Annotated in this window: 18 protein-coding genes and 1 pseudogene; 10 read left to right on the top strand and 9 right to left on the bottom strand. The window is 73.0% G+C overall.

Annotation, left to right across the window (positions count from 1 at the left end; genetic code table 11):
- From ABT300_RS30035 to ABT300_RS30010, 6 genes and pseudogenes are all read left to right on the top strand, one after another.
- Positions 1–370, top strand: a pseudogene (locus ABT300_RS30035) (hypothetical protein); the annotation flags it as partial.
- Between the two features lie 140 nt (positions 371–510).
- Entirely contained in the window at positions 511–1,989 is a 1,479-nt protein-coding gene (locus ABT300_RS30030; protein ID WP_351682119.1) for a glutamate-cysteine ligase family protein, read from the top strand.
- Positions 1,990–2,094: 105 nt separating this feature from the next.
- The gene (locus tag ABT300_RS30025; protein WP_351682116.1) at positions 2,095–2,592 is read left to right on the top strand and encodes a peptidylprolyl isomerase; all 498 of its coding nucleotides are present in this window, start codon (positions 2,095–2,097) and stop codon (positions 2,590–2,592) included.
- 352 nt (positions 2,593–2,944) lie between these two features.
- The gene (locus ABT300_RS30020) at positions 2,945–5,248 is read left to right on the top strand and encodes an FUSC family protein (RefSeq protein WP_351682113.1); all 2,304 of its coding nucleotides are present in this window, start codon (positions 2,945–2,947) and stop codon (positions 5,246–5,248) included.
- A gap of 241 nt (positions 5,249–5,489) precedes the next feature.
- Entirely contained in the window at positions 5,490–6,062 is a 573-nt protein-coding gene (locus ABT300_RS30015) for an AMIN-like domain-containing (lipo)protein (protein ID WP_351682110.1), read from the top strand.
- A gap of 207 nt (positions 6,063–6,269) precedes the next feature.
- A complete protein-coding gene (locus ABT300_RS30010) occupies positions 6,270–7,046 on the top strand; it encodes a polysaccharide deacetylase family protein (protein WP_351682108.1) in 777 nt (258 codons plus the stop codon).
- A gap of 13 nt (positions 7,047–7,059) precedes the next feature.
- On the opposite strand, the gene ABT300_RS30005 is transcribed toward ABT300_RS30010, so the two are convergent.
- The 6 genes from ABT300_RS30005 to ABT300_RS29980 form a co-directional block, all read right to left on the bottom strand.
- Positions 7,060–8,097 carry a YihY/virulence factor BrkB family protein gene (locus ABT300_RS30005; protein ID WP_351682105.1) on the bottom strand — a complete coding sequence of 346 codons (1,038 nt, stop codon included), beginning with the start codon at positions 8,095–8,097 and terminating at the stop codon, positions 7,060–7,062.
- Between the two features lie 28 nt (positions 8,098–8,125).
- Positions 8,126–9,364 (bottom strand): glycoside hydrolase family 113 protein, encoded by a 1,239-nt coding sequence (locus ABT300_RS30000; protein ID WP_351682102.1) that lies wholly within the window; start codon positions 9,362–9,364, stop codon positions 8,126–8,128.
- Between the two features lie 511 nt (positions 9,365–9,875).
- Positions 9,876–10,352, bottom strand: a complete 477-nt coding sequence (locus ABT300_RS29995) for a hypothetical protein (RefSeq protein WP_502978021.1) — start codon at positions 10,350–10,352, stop codon at positions 9,876–9,878.
- A gap of 189 nt (positions 10,353–10,541) precedes the next feature.
- A complete protein-coding gene (locus ABT300_RS29990) occupies positions 10,542–12,092 on the bottom strand; it encodes an MFS transporter (protein ID WP_452995216.1) in 1,551 nt (516 codons plus the stop codon).
- A 343-nt stretch (positions 12,093–12,435) separates the two neighbouring features.
- Positions 12,436–13,407: an AraC-like ligand-binding domain-containing protein gene (locus tag ABT300_RS29985; RefSeq protein ID WP_351682097.1), complete on the bottom strand. Its 972-nt coding sequence runs from the start codon at positions 13,405–13,407 to the stop codon at positions 12,436–12,438.
- Between the two features lie 49 nt (positions 13,408–13,456).
- Positions 13,457–14,104 (bottom strand): hypothetical protein, encoded by a 648-nt coding sequence (locus tag ABT300_RS29980; RefSeq protein ID WP_351682095.1) that lies wholly within the window; start codon positions 14,102–14,104, stop codon positions 13,457–13,459.
- A 340-nt stretch (positions 14,105–14,444) separates the two neighbouring features.
- On the opposite strand from ABT300_RS29980, the gene ABT300_RS29975 reads away from it, so the two are divergent.
- Complete coding sequence (locus tag ABT300_RS29975; RefSeq protein WP_351682093.1) at positions 14,445–15,770, top strand: alpha/beta fold hydrolase; 1,326 nt, start codon at positions 14,445–14,447, stop codon at positions 15,768–15,770.
- 78 nt (positions 15,771–15,848) lie between these two features.
- The gene (locus tag ABT300_RS29970; protein WP_351682090.1) at positions 15,849–16,361 is read left to right on the top strand and encodes a molybdenum cofactor biosysynthesis protein; all 513 of its coding nucleotides are present in this window, start codon (positions 15,849–15,851) and stop codon (positions 16,359–16,361) included.
- A gap of 78 nt (positions 16,362–16,439) precedes the next feature.
- Here the strand turns inward: ABT300_RS29970 and ABT300_RS29965 are convergent, their stop codons facing one another.
- The 3 genes from ABT300_RS29965 to ABT300_RS29955 all read right to left on the bottom strand — a co-directional run bounded on the left by ABT300_RS29965 (position 16,440) and on the right by ABT300_RS29955 (position 18,108).
- Entirely contained in the window at positions 16,440–17,276 is an 837-nt protein-coding gene (locus tag ABT300_RS29965) for a chitosanase (RefSeq protein WP_351682087.1), read from the bottom strand.
- A 163-nt stretch (positions 17,277–17,439) separates the two neighbouring features.
- Positions 17,440–17,775 (bottom strand): hypothetical protein, encoded by a 336-nt coding sequence (locus ABT300_RS29960; protein ID WP_351682084.1) that lies wholly within the window; start codon positions 17,773–17,775, stop codon positions 17,440–17,442.
- Between the two features lie 60 nt (positions 17,776–17,835).
- The gene (locus tag ABT300_RS29955; RefSeq protein ID WP_351682082.1) at positions 17,836–18,108 is read right to left on the bottom strand and encodes a hypothetical protein; all 273 of its coding nucleotides are present in this window, start codon (positions 18,106–18,108) and stop codon (positions 17,836–17,838) included.
- Positions 18,109–18,305: 197 nt separating this feature from the next.
- Between ABT300_RS29955 and ABT300_RS29950 the strand changes: the two genes are divergently transcribed.
- Complete coding sequence (locus ABT300_RS29950) at positions 18,306–19,010, top strand: hypothetical protein (protein WP_351682080.1); 705 nt, start codon at positions 18,306–18,308, stop codon at positions 19,008–19,010.
- A 239-nt stretch (positions 19,011–19,249) separates the two neighbouring features.
- On the top strand, positions 19,250–19,600 hold a 351-nt coding region (locus tag ABT300_RS29945), incomplete at its 3' end, for a helix-turn-helix domain-containing protein (RefSeq protein ID WP_351682077.1).

Here is a 19,600-nt window from a genome sequence, read left to right as displayed (position 1 = left end):
GGGGCGGGGGTCGGGGCCGCGCTGGGTGGTGGTGGTGGGGGCGGGGCGCCGGGGGCGCCTGGCGCTGCTCGTCGCGGCGGGGGGCGGGGCCGTGGCGGCCGCGCGCCTGCTGCACGACCTACGCGCCGCCCGGGCGGACGCCGCAGCGGCGCTCCAGCAGGCCCGCGACCGCCACGAGCTCGCCGGACAGCGGTGCGCCGCGGCCGAGGAGGAGCTGCGCCGGGCCGGCGAGGAGCTGGCGCAGGCCGAACGGGAACGGCAAGGGGCCGAGGAAGAGCTGCGGAGGGCCGGCGACGCCGTGAAACAGGCCGAGCGGACGGCACGCGACGCCGAGAAGGAGGCAGCACGCCTGGCCGGACCGGCCGGCTAGCCGCGGCGCGGGAGCGGGAGCGGGTGCGGGTGCGGGTGCGGGTGCGGCCCGGCGTCCCAGCGCCGCCTGGTGAGGGTCGTCCAGCAGTGCGAGGCTGGAGGCGAGAGGCGTCCAGGAGATGGGACGCGCCGGGAGGGCCGATGGGACGCGACGTCCCGGCGCTGGTCTTCACCCGCGAGGACCGCCGCCGGTACCGGATCAAGATGCAGGAGTGCCTCGAGGTGTTCGCGCAGATGCTGCGCGAGTCGCGGTTCGAGTCGGAGCGGCCCCAGGTGGGCCTGGAGATCGAGCTGAACCTGGTCGACGCCGGGGCCGAACCGGCGATGCGCAACACCGACGTCCTCGAGGCGATCGCGGACCCCGCCTGGTCCACCGAGCTGGGCCGCTTCAACCTCGAGATCAACGTCCCGCCCCGCCGGCTGACGCAGGGCGGCCCCGACGCCTGGGAATCCGAGATCCGGGCCGCGCTCAACCACGCCGAGGAGCGCGCCGGCTCGGTCGGGACCCGACTGATCATGATCGGTATCCTGCCCACCCTGCGGCAGGAGAACGTCGGAGCGTCCTCGCTGTCGGAGAACGCGCGGTACCGGCTGCTCAACGACCAGGTGTTCGCGGCGCGCGGGGAGGACCTGCACATCGAGATGGACGGCGTCGACCGGCTGCGCACCTACGCGGACACGATCACCCCGGAGGCCGCCTGCACCAGCACCCAGTTCCATCTCCAGGTGTCCCCCGACGAGTTCGCCGCGTACTGGAACGCGGCCCAGGCGATCGCGGGCGTCCAGGTGGCGCTCGCGGCCAACTCGCCGTTCCTGTTCGGCAAGGAACTGTGGCACGAGACCCGCATCCCGCTGTTCGAACAGACCACCGACACCCGTCCACAGGAGATCAAGGCGCAGGGCGTGCGCCCCCGGGTGTGGTTCGGAGAGCGGTGGATCACCAGCGTCTTCGACCTGTTCGAGGAGAACCTGCGCTACTTCCCGGCGCTGCTCCCCCTGTGCGACGAACAGGACCCGCGCGAGACCCTGGCGGGAGGCGACGTCCCCGAACTCGCCGAGCTCACCCTGCACAACGGCACCATCTACCGCTGGAACCGTCCGGTCTACGCCGTCGCCCACGACCGGCCGCACGTGCGGGTGGAGAACCGCTGTCTGCCCGCCGGCCCGACGGTGGCGGACACCCTCGCCAACGGCGCGTTCTACTACGGCCTCACCCGCGCCCTGGTGGGGGAGGAGCGGCCGGTGTGGTCGCGGATGTCCTTCCGGACCGCAGAGGACAACCTGCACGCGGCCGCCCGGCACGGCATCGAGGCCCGGCTGTACTGGCCCGGCATGGGCGAGGTCACGGCGCCCGAACTCGTCCTGCGACGGCTGCTGCCGCTGGCCCACCGGGGGCTGGAGCTGTCCGGGATGGACGCCGCCTGGCGGGAGCCGCTGCTCGGCGTCATCGAACAGCGATGCGTCACCGGCCGCAACGGGGCCGTCTGGCAGAAGGAGATGTTCCACCGCATCACCGCCTCCGGCCGCATGAACCGGCACGAGGCACTGCGGCGGATGACGCAGCTCTACATCGACTACATGCATCTCAACGCGCCGGCCCACACCTGGCCGGTCGACTGACCGACCACGATCCTCGCCAGAAACACCCTCCGCCCAAACCGGACACAAGGGGCAACACGATACCCGCAGTGCGACAGCACTCGCAGGAGCGTGCAGGATGGTCCTATGACGATCAAGGTTTACTTCGACATCACCATCAACGACGAGCCCGCCGGGCGCATCAACTTCAACCTCTTCGACGACGTCGTGCCCAAGACCGCGGAGAACTTCCGCGCGCTCGCCACCGGCGAGAAGGGATTCGGCTACGCCGGTTCCTCCTTCCACCGGGTCATCCCCGCCTTCATGCTCCAGGGCGGCGACTTCACCCGCGGCAACGGGACCGGCGGCAAGAGCATCTACGGTGAGAAGTTCGCCGACGAGAACTTCACGCTCAAGCACGACCGGCCGGGTCTGCTGTCCATGGCGAACGCGGGCGCGGACACCAACGGCTCGCAGTTCTTCGTCACGACCATCGTGACGGACTGGCTCGACGGCAAGCACGTCGTGTTCGGCGAGGTCGCCGACGAAGACAGCATGGCCCTCGTCAAGAAGATCGAGGCGCTCGGCTCCCGCAGCGGCTCGACCTCGGCCAAGATCACCATCGCGGCCTCCGGCCAGCTCTGAGCCGGACCTTCGCACCGCCCGCCCGGCCGGGGCGCCGCCTCGGCCGGGCACGGTGACGCGGTACCGCCGGGCTGCGGTGGGCGCGGGGTCGGCCGACAATGAGGGGGTAGGGCGCCTGACCGGCCCGCCCGCCTCGGCGGCCCCGGCCCGAGAGGAACCTGGCTATGCGCGCTGTGTTCTCCCCGGCCGCGCGACCTGGCGCCTTCGTCGCAGTCCCGTCGACGCCGTGCTGCCGGCGCGACTCCCTCGCGCGGAGCCCCGCGGTCTCTGAGTACCGAGCTCGGCCCGAGGACCGGGCTCGGGGCCGCCTCCCGGCAGCGGGCTCGCGCACCGCGCACGGCCTGGAGACGCGGTGACGGGCGGCGACGCACGGGCCGAGATCCTGCGCCGGTCGGTGCGGGTGACGGTGTCCGCCTCCATCGGCTTCTACGCCTTCCTGTACGGGCTCGACGAGCCGGTCGCGGCGCTGTACTCCCTGTTCGCGCCCATCTCACTCGGGCTGCTGTCCTCGGTCCCGGGTTCCGGACGGCAGCGGGCCGCCGTCATGCTCGAGGCGCTGCCCGCGGGTCTGGCGCTGGTGACGCTGGGCACGGTGCTGGCGGTGCACACCTGGACGGCCGTGCTGGGCATGCTCCTCGTCGGCTTCGTCCTGGCCTTCGCGGCCGTCGCGGGGCCCCGGCCGGCCGGTGCGGCCCCGGGGCTCCAGCTCTTCTACATCCTGGCCTGCTTCCCGCCGTACGCACCGCAGACCCTGGGAGCGCGCCTGACGGGTCTCACGGTGGGCGTGCTGCTGCTGGCGCTCTGCGAGAGGTTCCTGCTGCCGCGTCCTCCGGGCGAGTCGTACCGGTCGAGTCTCGCGAGCGCCGTGGCGATCGCGGGCGACACCCTCGCCGGCCGCTCCGGTCCCGCGGCCGATGTCCTGCGCTCCGCCGGCGCCCGGCTGCGGCTCTCGCAGATCCCGCCCGCCGAACGCCCGGCGGGCCCCGGTCGCGCGGACCGCGGCCTGTCCCAGGCGGGCTCCGCCGCGCGCCGGCTGCTGGAGCAGCTGGCGCATCTCACCGAGAAGGGCCTCCTGCGCGAGCTGCTCCGCGACGGCGGCGCGGACGCCGACGGGGGCGGGGGCGGGGCACCGGGTGACACGGCGTGCGCATGGCTGCTGCCGCGGCTGGTGGCCCGGTGCGACGACACTGCTGCGGAGCTGCGCACGGGCCGGGCCGGGTCGGGACCGGAACGCATGGACGCGGCGATCAGGGCCTTCCAGGGCATGCGGGAACGGCACGGCCCGTCGTCGCCGTCCGCGGCGCCCCCGCCCGCCTCCCCGCCGAAGCCGACGTCCTCGGCGGCCTCGGCGGCCTCCGCGGCCTCGGCGGCCTCCGCGGCGAGAGACTCGGAGTGGGCGCCGGTGCGACGCCAGGCGGCGCTGCTGGGCGCCGCCGAGTCGGTGCGGGTGCTGGAGATCGCCGTACGGGTCGGCCTCGACGGGCGCCGCACCGGGCCGATCGAGCCGCGCGAGCTGTTCTGGTACACGGAGGCGCCGGCGTCCCGGTTGTGGCTGCGGCGGTTCGTCGGCAACACGACGCCCCGCTCGGTGCAGTTCCACAACGCCGTACGGATCGCCGCGGCCCTCGGCGCGGCCCGCCTGGTCGCCGGGTCGCTGGAGCTCACCCACGGATTCTGGGTGCTGCTGGCGGTGCTGACGCTGAGCCGGACCACCGCCGGGGAGACCTGGGCGGCCATCCGCAAGGCAGTGGCGGGCAACCTCGTGGGCGCCGTCGCTGCGGGCGCGCTCCTCGTGGGCTTCTCCCAGCACACCGACGCCTACGCCGCGATGCTCGCGCCGGGCATGCTGGTCGCCTTCGCGCTCGGACCGCTGCTCGGGATCGCCTGGGCGCAGGGCCTGTTCACGCTCGTGGTGGCCACCGCGTTCGCCCAGATCGCCCCGGCCTCCTGGCAGTTGGCCGAGGCCCGGATCGTGGACGTGGTGACCGGCAGCGCCATCGGTCTGCTGTGCGCGATGCTCGCCTGGCCGGCCGGAGCCCGGGGGGAGGTGCGCCGGACCATGGCCGGTCTGTTGCGCGAGTGCGGGCCGCTGATCGACGGCACCCTCGCGGTGCTGACCGCCGTGCCACCGGGCTCCGCGCCCCTCCCGCCGACCCTGCCCGCCTTGCACCGGATGCGCCTGGCCGAGTCCGCCTACGCACAGTTCCGCAGCGAACCCGGCGCCGGCGCCTCCGTCGGAGCCGACTGGCACAGCGTGCTCATCGCCACCCACCAGGTCCTGCTGGGCGCCCACTGGCTGCCCCGTTTCGACCTGCCCGCCGACCCGCTGCCGAAGGCCGCCGCGGCACGGGCGCGGGCCGATGCCCGGGCCGCGGTGAGCGCCGTCGGCCGACTGGCCGCCCTGTGCGACGGGATACGGCCGCCGCCGAGCGAAGGGCAGCCCACGCCGGACGGCCAGTCCGCGCCGGACGGACAGCCCACGCCGCACGGAGAAGCCCAGTCCCGGCCGGGGCGACCGCCCGCGTCACCACTGCCTGCCCTGGTCGACTTCGAGGTCTGGCTGACCAGTCTCACGGCCCAACTCGCCCACGCCGAAAGAGGCCTGTCGGACCTGCCCCGCCGCAGCATCGCCCACGCTCGGCGAGGCCGCCGCTGACCGCACCGCACCGCACCGCACCGGCCGCGTCGGTTTCCCCGCCGCCCCGCCGCCCACGGCCCGACCCGTCGGATCAGCACTCTCGTCAGCTCGGCTCTCTCGGCGCCCGGCTCTCTCGTCCGCCCGGCCTGCCGCGTCCGAGACACCCGCGCATCACACAGAAGACGCTAGGCAGTGCAACCTTCCGGTCATTCAGGTTGTCTCAGTGGATATCCGACACGCGACTCCTTCGGGGGAGATCATGGTGCGAAACAGAACCGTCTGGGCCACCGCGGCCCTCATGACCGCCACGTTGGCCGTTGCCGTGGCTCCGGCCGAAGCCGCCCCTGCGACCGCCGCCCGGGCCGCCGCCGCCTGCCCCACCGGCTGGGGAAGCCTCGCCGAAACCTATGTCACCAGCACGGCGACCCCCGTGACCGATGTCCGGACCGGCCGCCACGACTGCTACGACCGGTTCGTCGTCGACGTTCCCGGTGCGAGCGCCTCCCGGCTCGGCTTCTCCGTCGCGTACGTCGACCAGCTCTACCAGGACGGGTCAGGCCGGCCCATCCCCGTCGGCGGCGGCGCGATCCTGGAGGTGCGGATCAACGCCCCCGCCTACAACCCGGAGACCGGCACGCCTACCTACCCGGGGCGGCCCGCTCAGCCCCTGCCGGGCGTGAACCTCGCCGGCTACAGCACCTTCCGGGACGCCCGCTACGGCGGGAGCTTCGAAGGCGTGACGCAGTTCGGGCTCGGCGTGCGCGCCCGTCTGCCCTTCAGGGTGCTCCGGCTGACCGACCACCTCGTGGTGGACGTCGCGCACACCTGGTGACACCCGACCCGACCACCGCGTGACACCGGGCGCCGGCTCGTCCCCGAGCCGGCGCCCGGCCCTGCCTCCGTTCCCCCCGCGGACGTTCGCTGGTCGCCGAACACCCGCAGAAATGTGCGTGATCGGTAACAGCGGGATCCCGCGACCGCCTTTCTCCGTCCTGTCATCTGCAGGGGGCTCCACCGGGACGACAAAGGCAGGGCAGACATGGCGCGGCATGGCGGGCGGGGTTGGTACACCCGGGTAATCGCGGCGGCGATCGGGGTCACGGCGATGGCCGCGGTCACCTCGGTGTGGACCGCGCAGGCCGACGGCAGCGGAGCGGACTCGGGGGCGGAGGCGTCAGCGCGTCCCTCCGCGACGCCGTCCGCCCCGGCCCGGGTCTCCGTGGACATAGCCCACGCGTCCGACCGCGGGCCCCGGGGCGTCAACATCACCATCGACGACGGCCCCGATCCCGTCTGGACGCCCCAAGTCCTCGACGTGCTGCGGGAGAACGGGGTGAAGGCGACCTTCTGCATGGTGGGCTCCCAGGCCCAGGCGCACCCGGACCTGGTCAAGGCCGTGGTGGCGGCGGGGCACCGGCTGTGCGACCACTCCGTCTCGCACGACACATCGATGGACGCCAAGCCGCAGGCCTACCAGTCCCAGCAGATCCTGGACGCCGAACGCATGATCACCGAGGCTTCCGGTGGCGTCCGCCCGCTCTACTACCGGGCGCCGGGTGGCGCGTTCACCCCCTACAGCCGCAGTCTCGCCGCCTCTCGCGGAATGCGGCCGCTGGGCTGGAACGTCGACACCAAGGACTTCGAGCGGCCCGGGGCGGCCGCCATCGTCGCCAACGTCAAGCGCGAGGTGGGCAACGGTCCCACCATCCTCTTCCACGACGCGGGCGGTGACCGCTCGCAGACCGTGGCCGCGTTGCGCGAGGTCCTGCCCTGGCTGAAGCAGCAGGGACATTCCTTCGGCTTCCCGGTCCGCTGAGCCTCGGCGTGCGTCACTCGGCCCGGCGCCGGTCCTCCTCGCTCCACGCGCGGGTGTCCCGGGGCTCGACGTAGGGTTCCTCGTCCTGCGCCAGGCCGCCCGCGACGGCTCGCTGCCGGGCCAGTTCGGCGTCGAACTCCAGGCCGAGCAGGATCGCGATGTTGCTGATCCACAGCCACACCAGGAAGACGATCACGCCGGCGAGCGTGCCGTACGTCTTGTTGTACGAGGCGAAGTTGGCCACGTAGAACGCGAAGCCGGCGGAGACGATCAGCCACAGCGTCAGCGCGAGCACACTGCCCGGCGTGATCCACTTGAGGCCCCGCCCCCGCACGTTGGGCGTCGCCCAGTACAGCAGGGCGATCATGACCGTGACGAGGACGATCAGCACCGGCCACTTGGCGATGGACCATACGGTCAGGGCCGTGTCCCCGATGCCCAGCGCGGCGCCGGCCTGACGGGCCAGTCCGCCGGTGAACACCACGATGAGCGCGCTGACGACGGCGAGCACCAGCAGGACCACCGTGACGCCGACGCGCACCGGCAGCACCTTCCACACCGGACGCCCCTCGGGCATGTCGTACACGGCGTTGGCGCTGCGGATGAAGGCCGCGGTGTAGCCGGAGGCCGACCAGATCGCCAGGACGAGGCCGACCACCGCCATGACCGAGCCGACGCCGCCCCTGCCCTGCAGCTCCGTGACCGCGTCGCTGATGACGTCCCGGGCCGAACCCGGCGCCACCTTGCGCAGGTTGGCCAGGACCTCGTCGGTCGCCGACTTGCCGGCCAGGCCCAGGAGCGAGACCAGCACCAGCAGCGCGGGGAACATCGACAGAACGCCGTAGTAGGTCAGCGCCGCGGCCCGGTCCGTGAGCTCGTCGTCCAGGAACTCCCGTACGGTGCCTTTCAGCACCGCCCGCCACGACCGCTTCGGCAACTGACCCGGCTCCCCCGGCTCCCGCCGCTCCACCTGCTCGTCCGGGCCCGCCGTGTGCCGACCGGACACCGGCGCCAAGGCGTGGTCGTGGTCGGAGTTCGATGTCGCTGCCATGGCAAGGGGGTAACCGCGTCCGGCGTTTTCATGCGCCCGCGCGCCGCGCTCGTCGCCTCGTTCGGCCCGGCACGAGCGGGACCTTCGCGGCCGCCGCACAGCGGGCGCGGGCGTAGTGGCGGGCCACGGCGTCGAAGGCCTCCTTGGGCTCCCAGTGCCAGCCCGACTCGGGATGACCCGGCCTGCGGTGGACGGTCCTGGTGAGGGCGTAGGAGGCCATGTCGAGGTCGAAGCGGGAGTCGTCCGCGCGGTGCGGGGCGTCCGGCGTGACGAACTCGAAGGCCATCGCCGCGTACAGTCCCGTCTCCTCGAAGGCGTCGAGGAGCGTGGTCACGTGATCCGCCTGGGTGCGTTCGCTGCGGATCAGGCCCCGCTTGATCTCCTCGGGGCGCTTGTCGTGGTCGACGACGTCCCAGGCCATGCCGCCCGCCTGCGGCGCGCCCACGTAGGCGCAGGCGCCGAACTCGGTGACGGCGACGGGCTTGCCGAAGCGCTGGTAGCGGCGCAGCTCCCGCACGTGGTCGGCGGGCCGGGAGAAGGAGGAGTAGTAGTCGATGCCGACGATGTCGAACAGGGACCAGTCGACCCGGTCGTCCTGCGCTGCGGCGTAGCTGAGCGGACCGTCGAAGACCGAACGGCCCGTCCTGGCCGCGCGGGCGGTGAAGGCGGCGAGACGCCGCTCTAAGACCACCGGGTCGTACGCGCCCCTCAGGAGATTGCGCACGCGTTCGAGCGCCGTGTCGCCCGGCACGATGCCGGGCACGAACAGCCAGAACTCGCAGCCCACGCCGAGGTCGACGCTCGCGCCCTGCCGACGCAGCCGTTGCGCGAAGCGGCCGGTCTCCGCGAGGTGTTCGAGGATGTCCCGGGCGGGCACGTCGCCCAGGGTGGGCTGCAGCCATATGTGCAGGCCGAGTTCCGCCGCCTCGGCGGCGGTCGCCGTGAGGCGCTCGACGCCGTCGCCGGTGACGTCGACCGTGTCGGCGTGCAGGTCGTCGCGAATGGCCCGCAGGTCCGCGCGCATCCGCCGGGCGTTCCAGCCCGTGGCCGGAGTCTCCCCCTCCCCCACGGTGTACACGACGCCCCGGCGCCGCACACCGGCCCGTGGCCGCTCGGCGGCCCGGCGTCCGCCCGGGCTGCCGCGCTCCGCCGCCCCTTGCCGCTCGGCGGCCTGCGCCGGCCCCGCCGACCCGAGGGCGCCCGCGGCGCCGACCGCCGCCATCCCGGTCAGGAACCGGGCCCTGCTCATCCGTTCGGTTTCCGCCATGCCCCCTACGGTCCCGGCAGCGGGTGCGGAGCGCAGTCGGCCGAAGGTCGGGAGCGCCCCGTCGAAGGGTGGGCCGGGCGGCCGTGCCCGCAGCACTTCGGACGGCGGTCGGCATCCTCAGGACTGTGCCGCCGCGGTCGGACCGGTCCGGGTTGGGGGCGGCCCGTGGGAGCGAAGGCGCCCGGTATCTCACGCCGGTCGTCGATGCCGGGGTGAACGGGACGGTCATGGTGGCCGCACGGGGCGGCAGCCCGGTGGCACGGACGCCGGACGGCTCCGAGACGCGCGGGACCGCCCGTCCCTGCCGTGCGTCTCTCACGCGGTGCCGCGCGGCCCCGCCGCAATCCCGGATCGACGTTGCCTTTCCAGGGTTTCGCAGGGGCGGCCGTTCCGGTGGATCGTGGAGCTGAGGTGGAGCGGAGCATGCGAACGGCCCCGGCCCCGGCCCCGGGCGCGGGAGCGCCGGGGGCCGGCCGGGCGCGGCCCTGCTCGCAGGCACGGCTGCGGGAGGTCAGATCCGGCCGCCGGTGAGCCGGGTGAGGGGGCCGTGCGCGTGGCGGGCCGAACGGCGCCCGACGGCGTACGAGGCGGCGGTCAGCGCCGACAGGCCCGCGCCCACGCCGGCCGCGATCAGCTTGCGGTGGGCGACGACCGTCCAGGCCGTCTTGGCGGTCGCGGCCACGTGGCCCGAGGTCGTGACGATCGCCTGACGGCTGGCCTCGACGCCACGCGCGGCGCTGTGGGCCGCGCTCTGCACCGCGCCGGTCGTCACCTCGGCCGTGCGCTGGACACCGGTCTTCGCGGCCTCGGCGGCGTCGTCCGTCTTCGCCGCGGCGTCACGCGCGGCGCGTGCGGCCGGAGCCGTCGCCTTGGCGGTGGTGTGACGGGCCTTGGCGGCGGTCGCCCGCTTCGCCGCGGGCCCGTCGCCCGCGTCCGCCTTCGTAGGGGGATTCGTTCGGGCACTCGTCTTCTTGTCGGGTTCGCTCATGGACATCGCGTTGCCCCTCACTCCGGCGGCAAACCCGTCTGCTCGGCGTGAGCCCGGGCGGCCGGGGCTGCGAGATCTTGTCGGGGTGCGACGTCTCGCCGATGCGAGATCCTGTCGGTGCGACTCTCGTCGTACGCGGCGGCTGTCGACGCCCGTGACGACTCGGTCGCGACCGGGCACAGGGAGCGCTCAGACTCCGCCCGGGACCGAGCCGCCCTTGAGGCGTTCCAGGTCCGACTGACGGACCTGGATGACCAGGAGCGCGATCAGAGCGGCGAGGACCGTGAAGATCGCCGCCATGACGAAGGCAGCCGAGACGCCGGCGGTGAGCACCTCGTCCCCCCAGGGGTCGGGGAGCACGCCGGTCTGCCGGAAGCGCAGGCGTTCGGCGGGCGTCGCCTGCGCCAGGAAGTCGGAGACCTGCTGGTCCGCCTCGTTGCGGCTGGCCGTGCCGAACATGGTGACCAGGATGGACAGTCCGAGCGAACCGCCCACCTGCTGGGTGGCGTTGAGCAGGCCGGAGGCCGCCCCGGTCTCCTGCGGGGTGACGTTGGAGAGCGCCATGAGGGTGAGGGAGACGAACTCCATGCCCATGCCGAGGCTGAAGACGAGCATCGGGCCGAGGACGCTGCCCGCGTACGTCGAGTGGACGTCCGTCAGGGTCAGCCAGGACAGCCCGGCCGCCGCGAGGACCGCGCCGACCACCATGAACGGCTTGGGTCCGTACTTGGGGAGGAACCGTGAGGCCAGTCCGGCGCCGACCGCGATGACCGCGCTCACCGGCAGGAAGGCGAACCCGGCGGCGAGCGGGCTGAAGCCGAGCACGTTCTGCACGAAGAGGGTGAGGAAGAAGAACATGCCGAAGATCGCGGCGGCCAGGCACAGCATGATGCCGTACGTGCCCGCCCGGTTGCGGTCGGCGAACATGTGCAGCGGTGTGATCGGCTGCCGGGACCGCCGCTCGATCAGGACGAACGCGGCGAGGACGACGACGGCCGCGCCGAACGAGGCCACGGTGACGGTGTCCCGCCACCCTTCCTGGGCGGCCCTGATGAACCCGTACACCAGCAGGACCATGCCCACGGTGGAGGTCAGCGCCCCGGCGACGTCGAAGCGGCCGGGATGGCGCTCGGACTCCTTGATGTAGCGGGGCGTGGCCAGGGCGATCAGCAGCCCGATGGGGACGTTGACGAAGAGGACCCATCGCCAGTTCAGGTACTCGACGAGGATGCCGCCGGCGAGCAGGCCGATCGCGCCGCCGCCCGCCGAGACCGCGGCGAAGACCCCGAACGCCCGGTTCCGTTCCGGGCCTTCCCGGAACGTCGTGCTGACCAGGGCGAGCGCGGTCGGTGACGCGATGGCTCCGCCGACGCCCTGCAGGGCGCGCATGGCGAGGAGTTGGGCTTCGTTCTGCGCGAGGCCGCCCAGCAGCGAGGCGAGGACGAAGAGGAGGACGCCGAAGACGAACACACGCCGCCGGCCGAGGATGTCGCCGGTGCGTCCGCCGAGCAGCAGCAGTCCGCCGAAGGTGAGGGTGTAGGCGTTGACCACCCAGGCCAGACTCGTCGTGGAGAAGTCCAGGGAGCGTTGGATGTCCGGCAGCGCGATGTTCACGATGGTGATGTCGAGGACCACCATCAGCTGGCATGAGGCGATGACCAACAGTGCCATGGCGTTGCCGCCGCCGTCCTTGCGGGCGGCGGTCCGGGCTGCTGAGGTCGGTTGGGGAACGCTGCTCATGACGCCTCGTCCGCTCGGGAAGCGGGCCCTGAGGAGGGGTGGGCGGACGGAAGCGTCCACCGCCGGGTCCACCGTTCGACCGTACGCCCGTGGCAGGGCCCCCACCACTCGGGCCGTGCCAGGACTCCCCTGTGATCCTGGCACGGCTTCCGCAGGTCGCGGACGGTGCCGCGGGTGACCATGATGCGCGAGGGACGCCTGGTGTGTCGTTGGCGGAGCGTCCACATCCGCTTGGCACTGCGTCCACGACTGACGGCAGGCTCGGACCAGGACCAGGACCAGGACCAGGAATCGGACTGGGTCTGGGGCAGGGACAGCGGCCGGCGGCCGGGCGCCCTGCGGGTCAGGCCTCGGGGAGCGTCTGCTCCCGCAGTTCGCTGGGCGGCATGCCGTACGCGCTGCGGAACGCCCGGGCGAACTCGGCGGCGCGGGGGAAGCCCCAGCGGGCGGCGACGGCGTGGACGGGCAGCGAGCGCAGCCGGGGGTCGGCGAGGTCGCGGCGGGCGTGTTCGAGGCGCTGGTCGCGGATGTAGGAGGCGACGGCCAGGCCTTCGGCCTTGAAGAGGCGGTACAGGTAACTGCGGGAGATGTGGTGCGCCACGGCGATGGCGGCGGGGGTCAGGTCGGGATCGTCCAGACGACGGCCGATGAACCTCTTGATCTGGAGGACGAGGGTGCGGCTGTGGCTTTCCGGCGGGAGCCTGAGGTCGGCGTCCGCCACGTGCGCGAAGACGGCCGTGACCAGGTCTGCGGCGACCGTGCCCAACCGAGGCGCGTCCGAGGGCTGATAGGCGCCTGTGTCCGACACCAGGTGCAGGAGGAACTGCGCGAGCAGTGCGCCGACGCCTTCGCGACCCGATATGTGGCGTCCGATGACCTGGTCGGCGCGGTGTCCGGGCAACGCCACCAGCGACCGCGGGATCTCGACGCCGACCATGGTGACCGGCTCGGAACCGGTGTGGATGTCGTAGCTGCGGGAGGAGGAGTTGGTGTGGAAGTCGTTGACGCGGTAGGCCGCCTGCTGCCGCCCCCAGTCGGCGGCGCCCTCGCCCTTCAGCAGGAGGGAGAGGTGGTAGACCTCGGGATCGGACTGGCGGACGAGTTTCGGGGTGCGGCGGAACACCAGATGGTCGAAGGTGGCGGGCCACACGGTCACGTCGCCCAGCGCGATGACGCGTTGGCGGCCCCGGTAGTCCGCGATGCGGTCGCTGGTGAGCCGCATGGGCGCGTGCGTACGGCCCATGCGCTCCGCCCACGCCTCGAACCGGGCGTCCACCGGCAGGTCCGTGGTGCGGAAGACCGACTCGTGCAACACGCGCGTAGTCAACCACACCGTCCGTACGGGCCGTTCGGCGACGCCGGGGTCACTGCAGGTGGGCCGTGTCGACCGTGACGGAGTCGTTGTCGTGGGCGGTGACCGAGATGTAGCCGGGGTCGCCGTTGCGGTCGAGGTAGCACATGACGTAGGCGTCGCCCACCACGGTTCGGCGCACGGGGTGCTCGGCGACGGCCTTGCGGCATCCCTGCGCGGTGGGCGGCTCGGACGTCTGCCACTCGGCCAGCTTGCCGGCGGTGGACAGCAGGTATCCGCCCTGTGCGTAGACGGCGTCCGTGCCGGCGTCGGCCACCGTGGGCGGGGAGTGCGTGAAGTCGTAGCCCGTGGGCGCCGTCTGGCCGTCGGCGGCCTTCATGACGAAGCCGCGGACCACCGCGGTCGACGGCGAGGGCGTCGAGTCGGGCAGGGCGGCCGAGACCGCCGCGCCGCCTCCCCCGACGACCGCCACGGCCGTGAGGCCGGCGATCACGGGATGGGCGAAGGCCAGGCTGAGCAGCGGCCCGAGCACCGGGACCGAGAACTTCATCTGGGTGTTCTTCTGCGTGATCCTGGCGTTGTCGCCCGCGGTCACCGTCTGTGACGGGGAGTGGTGGATGCCGGGTGGGGGCGGCACGTCGGCGTCGTCCTGCGGGACGGCGCCGTCGGGTCGCGCGCCGCGCATACGGTCGGTGTTCATGGCTCGGGACGCTAGCGACGCCACGTCCCGCGATCTTGTTTTGTCAGAGATTGTCGCCAACAGGCCACTTGTGGACGCTCCAAGTACGGAGTGCGATCGGCACGACAAAGAGTTCGGACATGTTACCGCGCAGTCATATTACCGAACCGTAACCTACCGACTGCTACCCGAGGTAACCAGGCCCTCGCTACGGTCCTGACAGTTCGTCTAAGAGCGGTACGGGGCAGCGGAGGCGACCGCGGCTCCGGGCCGCTCGGTCGTCACGGCCCGCGCCCCACCGGGCCGTCCTCCGTCCGAGCCGCAGACGAAGGCTCGGCCTCCCTCTCCCCGGAGGTCCGCCATGCCCGCCCCCACCCGCCTGCTCGCCGCGGCCGTCACCGCCGCCGCCTGCCTCGGCGTCACCGCCGTGCCGGCCGACGCCTCGACCCCGTCCGGGGCCGTGGTCTCCCGCGGCGTCACGATCCCCGCCTTCTACACCCCGCCCGCCGAGCTTCCGGCGGCCGACGGCGCACTGATCCGCTCCGAACCGCTCCCCCTGGCGCTGAGCCTGCCGGGAGTCGACGGACCGCTGCCGGGCGTCGCGACGCGGCTCATGTACAAGTCCACCGACTCCACCGGCCGGCCCACGGCGGTCACCGGCGCCTACATCGAGCCGTCCGCACGCTGGAAGGGCCGGGGACCACGGCCGCTGGTCGCGGTGGCCCCCGGCACGATGGGCCAAGGCGACCAGTGCGCCGCGTCGCTCGGTCTCGAACGCCCGCTCCTGGTCAACGGGCAGACGTTGTCCGTCGGTTACGAGAACCTGGCGATCTACCGCCTGCTCTCGCGCGGCATCGCCGTCGTCGTCACCGACTACACCGGCCTCGGCGCGACGGACCGGCTGCACACCTATGTCAACCGGGTCGACGAGGCGCATGCGGTCCTCGACGCCGTCCGCGCCGCGCGCTCACTCGCCGGCGCCTCGCCGACGGCCGACTCCCAGGTGGCGCTGTACGGCTACAGCCAGGGCGGCGGGGCCACGGCCGCCGCCGCCGAACTCCAGCCCTCCTACGCCCCGGACGTCGTCCTCGCCGGGACCTACAGCGGCGCGCCGCCCGCCGACCTGGTCGCCGTCACCAAGGCCATCGACGGCAGCGACCTGGCGGGCGCGCTGGGCTGGTCGGTCAACGGCTTCCTGCAGTCCGACCCCGAGCTCGAGCCGATCGCCCGGGCGCACCTGAACGACGCGGGCCGGGCCGCGCTCAAGGACCTGTCGACCATGTGCGTCGGCGACGCCCTCCTCGCCTACAACTCGGCGCGCAGCAACGCCTGGACGACCGACGGGCGCTCCCTCAGCGCCGTCGTCGAGTCGGAGCCGAAGCTCAGGGCGTTCCTGGCCGACCAGCGCATCGGCGCCCGCACACCGGCGTCCCCGGTCAGAGTGGCGACCGGCACCGCCGACGACCTGGTGCCGCACGCGCAGGCGCGCGCCCTCGCCGTCGCCTGGTGCGCCAAGGGCGTCTCCGTCACGTACAAGCCGGTGATCCTGCCCGGTCTCGGCCGGGCGCTCATCAACCACTTCACGCCGTTGCTCGTCGACCAGGGCGAGGCGATCTCCTGGCTGACCGACCGGCTCGACGGCCGGCCGGCCACGTCCGACTGCGCCACGCTCCCGCTGCGTCCCTGACGCCGCCCCGTACGGCCGCGGCCGGTGCGCACCCCCGGGGGACGCACCGGCCGTCTGCGCCGGAACTAGGCTGGTCGCATGGCGGAGGTCGAGGTGGTGGAGCTGCTGGTGTCCGCGTCGCACCGGCTGGCGGGGCGTCCGGCCGACGGACCCTCGCCGGGCCCGGGCGACGAGCGGGTGACGCAGGTCGAGGTACGCCGCGGCCTCGGACTGGTCGGCGACCGCTACTTCGGCCGCCCGGCCCACCGGGACGCGTCGGTGACCGTCATGTCCGCCGAGAACCTGCCCCGGCACATAGATCCGGCCGTCGGTCTGCTGCACACCCGCCGGAACATCCTGCTGCGCGGCGTGGACGTCGACTCCTGCGTCGGCTCGACGATCGTGCTGGACGGAGTCGACGGCGGCCCGCTCGCCTTCGCCGTGAACCGTCCGGCACGGCCCTGCGCATGGATGGACGTCACCGTCGGCCCCGGCGCCCAGCGTGCGCTGCGCGGCAAGGGCGGCGTGCGCTGCACACCGCTCACCGACGGGGTCCTGGCCCTGGGTCGCACCGGGTTCCGCGTGGTGGACGCGTGGCCGCCGCCGGACTGAGGATCGTCCGGGCGGCGACCGGAGCGGCACGAGCCCGCACACCGGGCGTCACCGACGGCACGGGTGACGCGGTCCGGGTCAGCCGAGGTGGTAGCTGTCGCCGTACACCTTCCAGTCCAGGGGCGGCTCGAGGTCGAGGTTGCCCTTGCGGAGGAAGACGCGCTGAGCCGTGTCGACCCGGCTGGTGTCGCTGTGCGCCTCCTCCTGTTTCATCGCCCAGACGCGGGCGTCGAGGAAGGCGTTGAGGTACGTCGTCTCGTCGCCGCCCTGGGCCGGCGGCTTCGCCCTGTTCAGCGCACGCTTGCGGATGCTGCGGAAGCTGGTGGGGTCGCCGCCGTCGCCGTGCATGACGATGGCGTCGTAGTAGGCGAACTGGCCGAGGGCGCGCAGACCGTCCGTCTTGCCCTGGCGGACGGCCGGATTGAAGTAGACCCGGTCACGTTCGTCGTTCTGGGCCTGCTGGAACCCGGCGTCCTGGGCGGCCTTGCGCCAGTCCTTCGGGTAGTTCGGGTCGAGCCCGGCGTGCGAGTCGGTGCCGTCCACGGAGCGCAGGGCCGGCAGGTACTTCGCGAGGACGTTGCCGGGCCTGCGGTCGGCGTAGAGCTGCACGAGATCGAGCATGTCGCCGGTGCCGGAGCAGAACCCGATGATGCCGGCGGTGTAGCCGCGGCCGTCGCCGATGTCCTCGATGTACTTGTACTGGGCCTTCCAGTCGAGCGAGGAGTTCTCCGCGCTCGACACCAGCTTCATGGCGATCTCCTTCTTCGCCGGGTCGTCGAGGCCACGGGCCGCGGGCGCCGCCGCGGCCTGCCGGACGTCGAGGAGGGGGGCGGCAGCCAGCGCCCCGGCGAGGGCGAGGAAAAGGCGGCGGGAGGCAGGGGCGGGGCCGTCGAGAGGCCGCGATGGGTGCACCACAGTGGCTCCAGGTGAGGAGTGGGGGGTGGGGTGACTCGGCGTTTCAACTGACAGGAAAGTTTCCTATCAAGCGCTGGTCGCAGAAGTAACCCCACCGAAGCCATGTTCGTACGATCGAACAAAAACCCGTCGGCGGACTACGGCCTGGCCCCCGGGGCCTGCCTCAGAACCACCACTGGACGAAGAGGGAGCTCAGGAAGCCCGTGAGGCCGATATGGAAGACGACCATGCAGATCCACTGCGACACGCGCATGTGCCAGCCCGCCGACTTGAGGATCTCCCACTCGCTGACGGCGAAGGCGGCCAGGCCGAGCGCCAGCACCTCCCACACCACGAGCCACCAACCCGAAGGGATCTCCCCGGTCGTCGCGGCCATCGCGGCCGGGACACGGGCGACTCGCCCCAGGACGATCAGGGCGATGAGGAGCTTGTGCCAGCCATGACGGACCGCCGGCGGTGCGGCGGTGACGTGAGCGGCGGAAGCGGAGCCTGTGGACATTCGCACATTTGATCACCCCGCCGCGACGGAAGCCACTGTTCCCCTTGTCCTCGGGCCCGCTCAGTCGGCGGCCGGGGCGTCGCCCCGCCAGTCGAGGCGACGGCCGTCGGCGCCGCGTCGCCCGTAGAGGGCACGGCCGCCGGGCCCGTAGCGCCCGATCTCCGTGGTCAGCGCCACCTCACGCAGGTCATGGTCGGGCCGGTCCGTGACGTCGAGCAGCAGCCCGTCCAGCGGGCCGCCCACCAGTTGCGCGTACGCGCGGCCCGGGCGGGGGCCGGCGTCTTCGTGGTCGGCGCCGTACACCCGGCCCCGCAGGAACTCAGCCTCGTCCATGACCGACAGCCTGACATCCACCACTGACAACGCCCCGCCGACGGACGAGACCACCTCGCGACGGCCGACCGCGACGTCGCCACGAGACGCACTCTCGGCCAAGAGACTGGCGGAAAAGCGGCGTACGGGCACATGTGCCGACGTGGCGGGTATGCAGCATCCACACAGAGCCGTGCGGGGGTGGGGGGCCGACCCTGGTGGCACACAAGCGGGAGCGGGCCCGGGCCGGCGAGTCCGCGGGCGCCCGGCGCCGTCGGACGGTGCGCGAACTGCGCGCGTCGGGACGCTACGGACCTCGACTGCGCGAGGTGCTGCCCGTTCTCGCCGCCGCGGTCGCCGCCGCCTGCGCCGTGCTCACCGGACTCGCGCTGCTCTCCCGCGCCGCCGGCTGGGCTGCGTGCGCCTCGGCGCTCCTGCCGCCGGTGGCGGCGGCCGTCGTCGTACGCCGTCGTTCCCGACGGCCGGCTCGCCGGCGGGGCGGCTACTACACCGCACAGGAACTGGCGGAGCTGGACATGCCGGCGCTGGTGCTGGCAGTGGCCCGGATGCTGCGCCGCGACGGCTGGCGAGTGCTGCCGCCGCCACGCCATGACACGCCTCATCTCGCCGCCCGCGACGGCCGGGGACGACTGCTCGACGTGGCCTTCCGCCCCGTCGCGGAGCCGCTGCCCGACGAGGAGTCGGCCTGCTCCTGCCGGGCACGGCTGCGGCGACGTGGTCCGTCCGGTCCCCCGCTGCGGCTCGTGGTGCACCGGGGGGCCTTCACCCACCGGGACGAGGTGTGGGCCTCGCGCGACGGTCGCACCTGCCTCATCGACGGCCCCCGTCTCCTGTTGTGGGCACGCGGCACGCCGCTGGCCCAGGTCGCGGGCGGCGTCGTACCGCCGCCGCGGCGCATGTGAGACCGTGCTCGCCGCCTGAACAGGAGTAATTCCAGGGCATGTTGGGACAGGACGGGGCATAACTCGCCGCCGACCGCCCGGAGGCCGCACGGAAGCCGCACTGCGCGACGAACGCGTCCGCGTGGTGAAGGAGTCGTGGATGTGAAAGGGGCAACCCGTGCGGAGGGTTCGGTCGTCTCTCCGTACGCTGGAGCCGCTTCGGAAACCGCACAGTACGGCGTACGCGAAGAGGGTGGGGTATGTCCCGGTGGAAGGCGCTGCCCGAGGCGCTGGACCCGCAGGTCCGGCGGCTCGTCGTGCAGTTACGCCAGGTGAAGGACCACAGCGGGCTGAGCCTGGCCGCGCTGGCGAGCAGGACGTCGTACAGCAGATCGTCCTGGGAGCGGTACCTCAACGGGAAGACGATTCCGCCGCGCCACGCCGTCGAGACGATGGCTCAGGTCTGCGGCGGCGACCTGATCGGCCTGACGGCGCTGTGGGAGGTGGCCGCATCCGCGCCCGCCCGGGGCGCGCGGCCCTCGCCCTCGGGGCCGGGCGACGACACGGACGCCGATGCCGATGCCGACGCCGACGCCGACGCCGACGCCGAC

The sequence above is a fragment of the Streptomyces sp. NPDC001027 genome (genome assembly GCF_040299045.1).
Taxonomy (GTDB): Bacteria; Actinomycetota; Actinomycetes; order Streptomycetales; family Streptomycetaceae; genus Streptomyces.
This window is presented reverse-complemented; position numbering and strand designations above follow the sequence as displayed.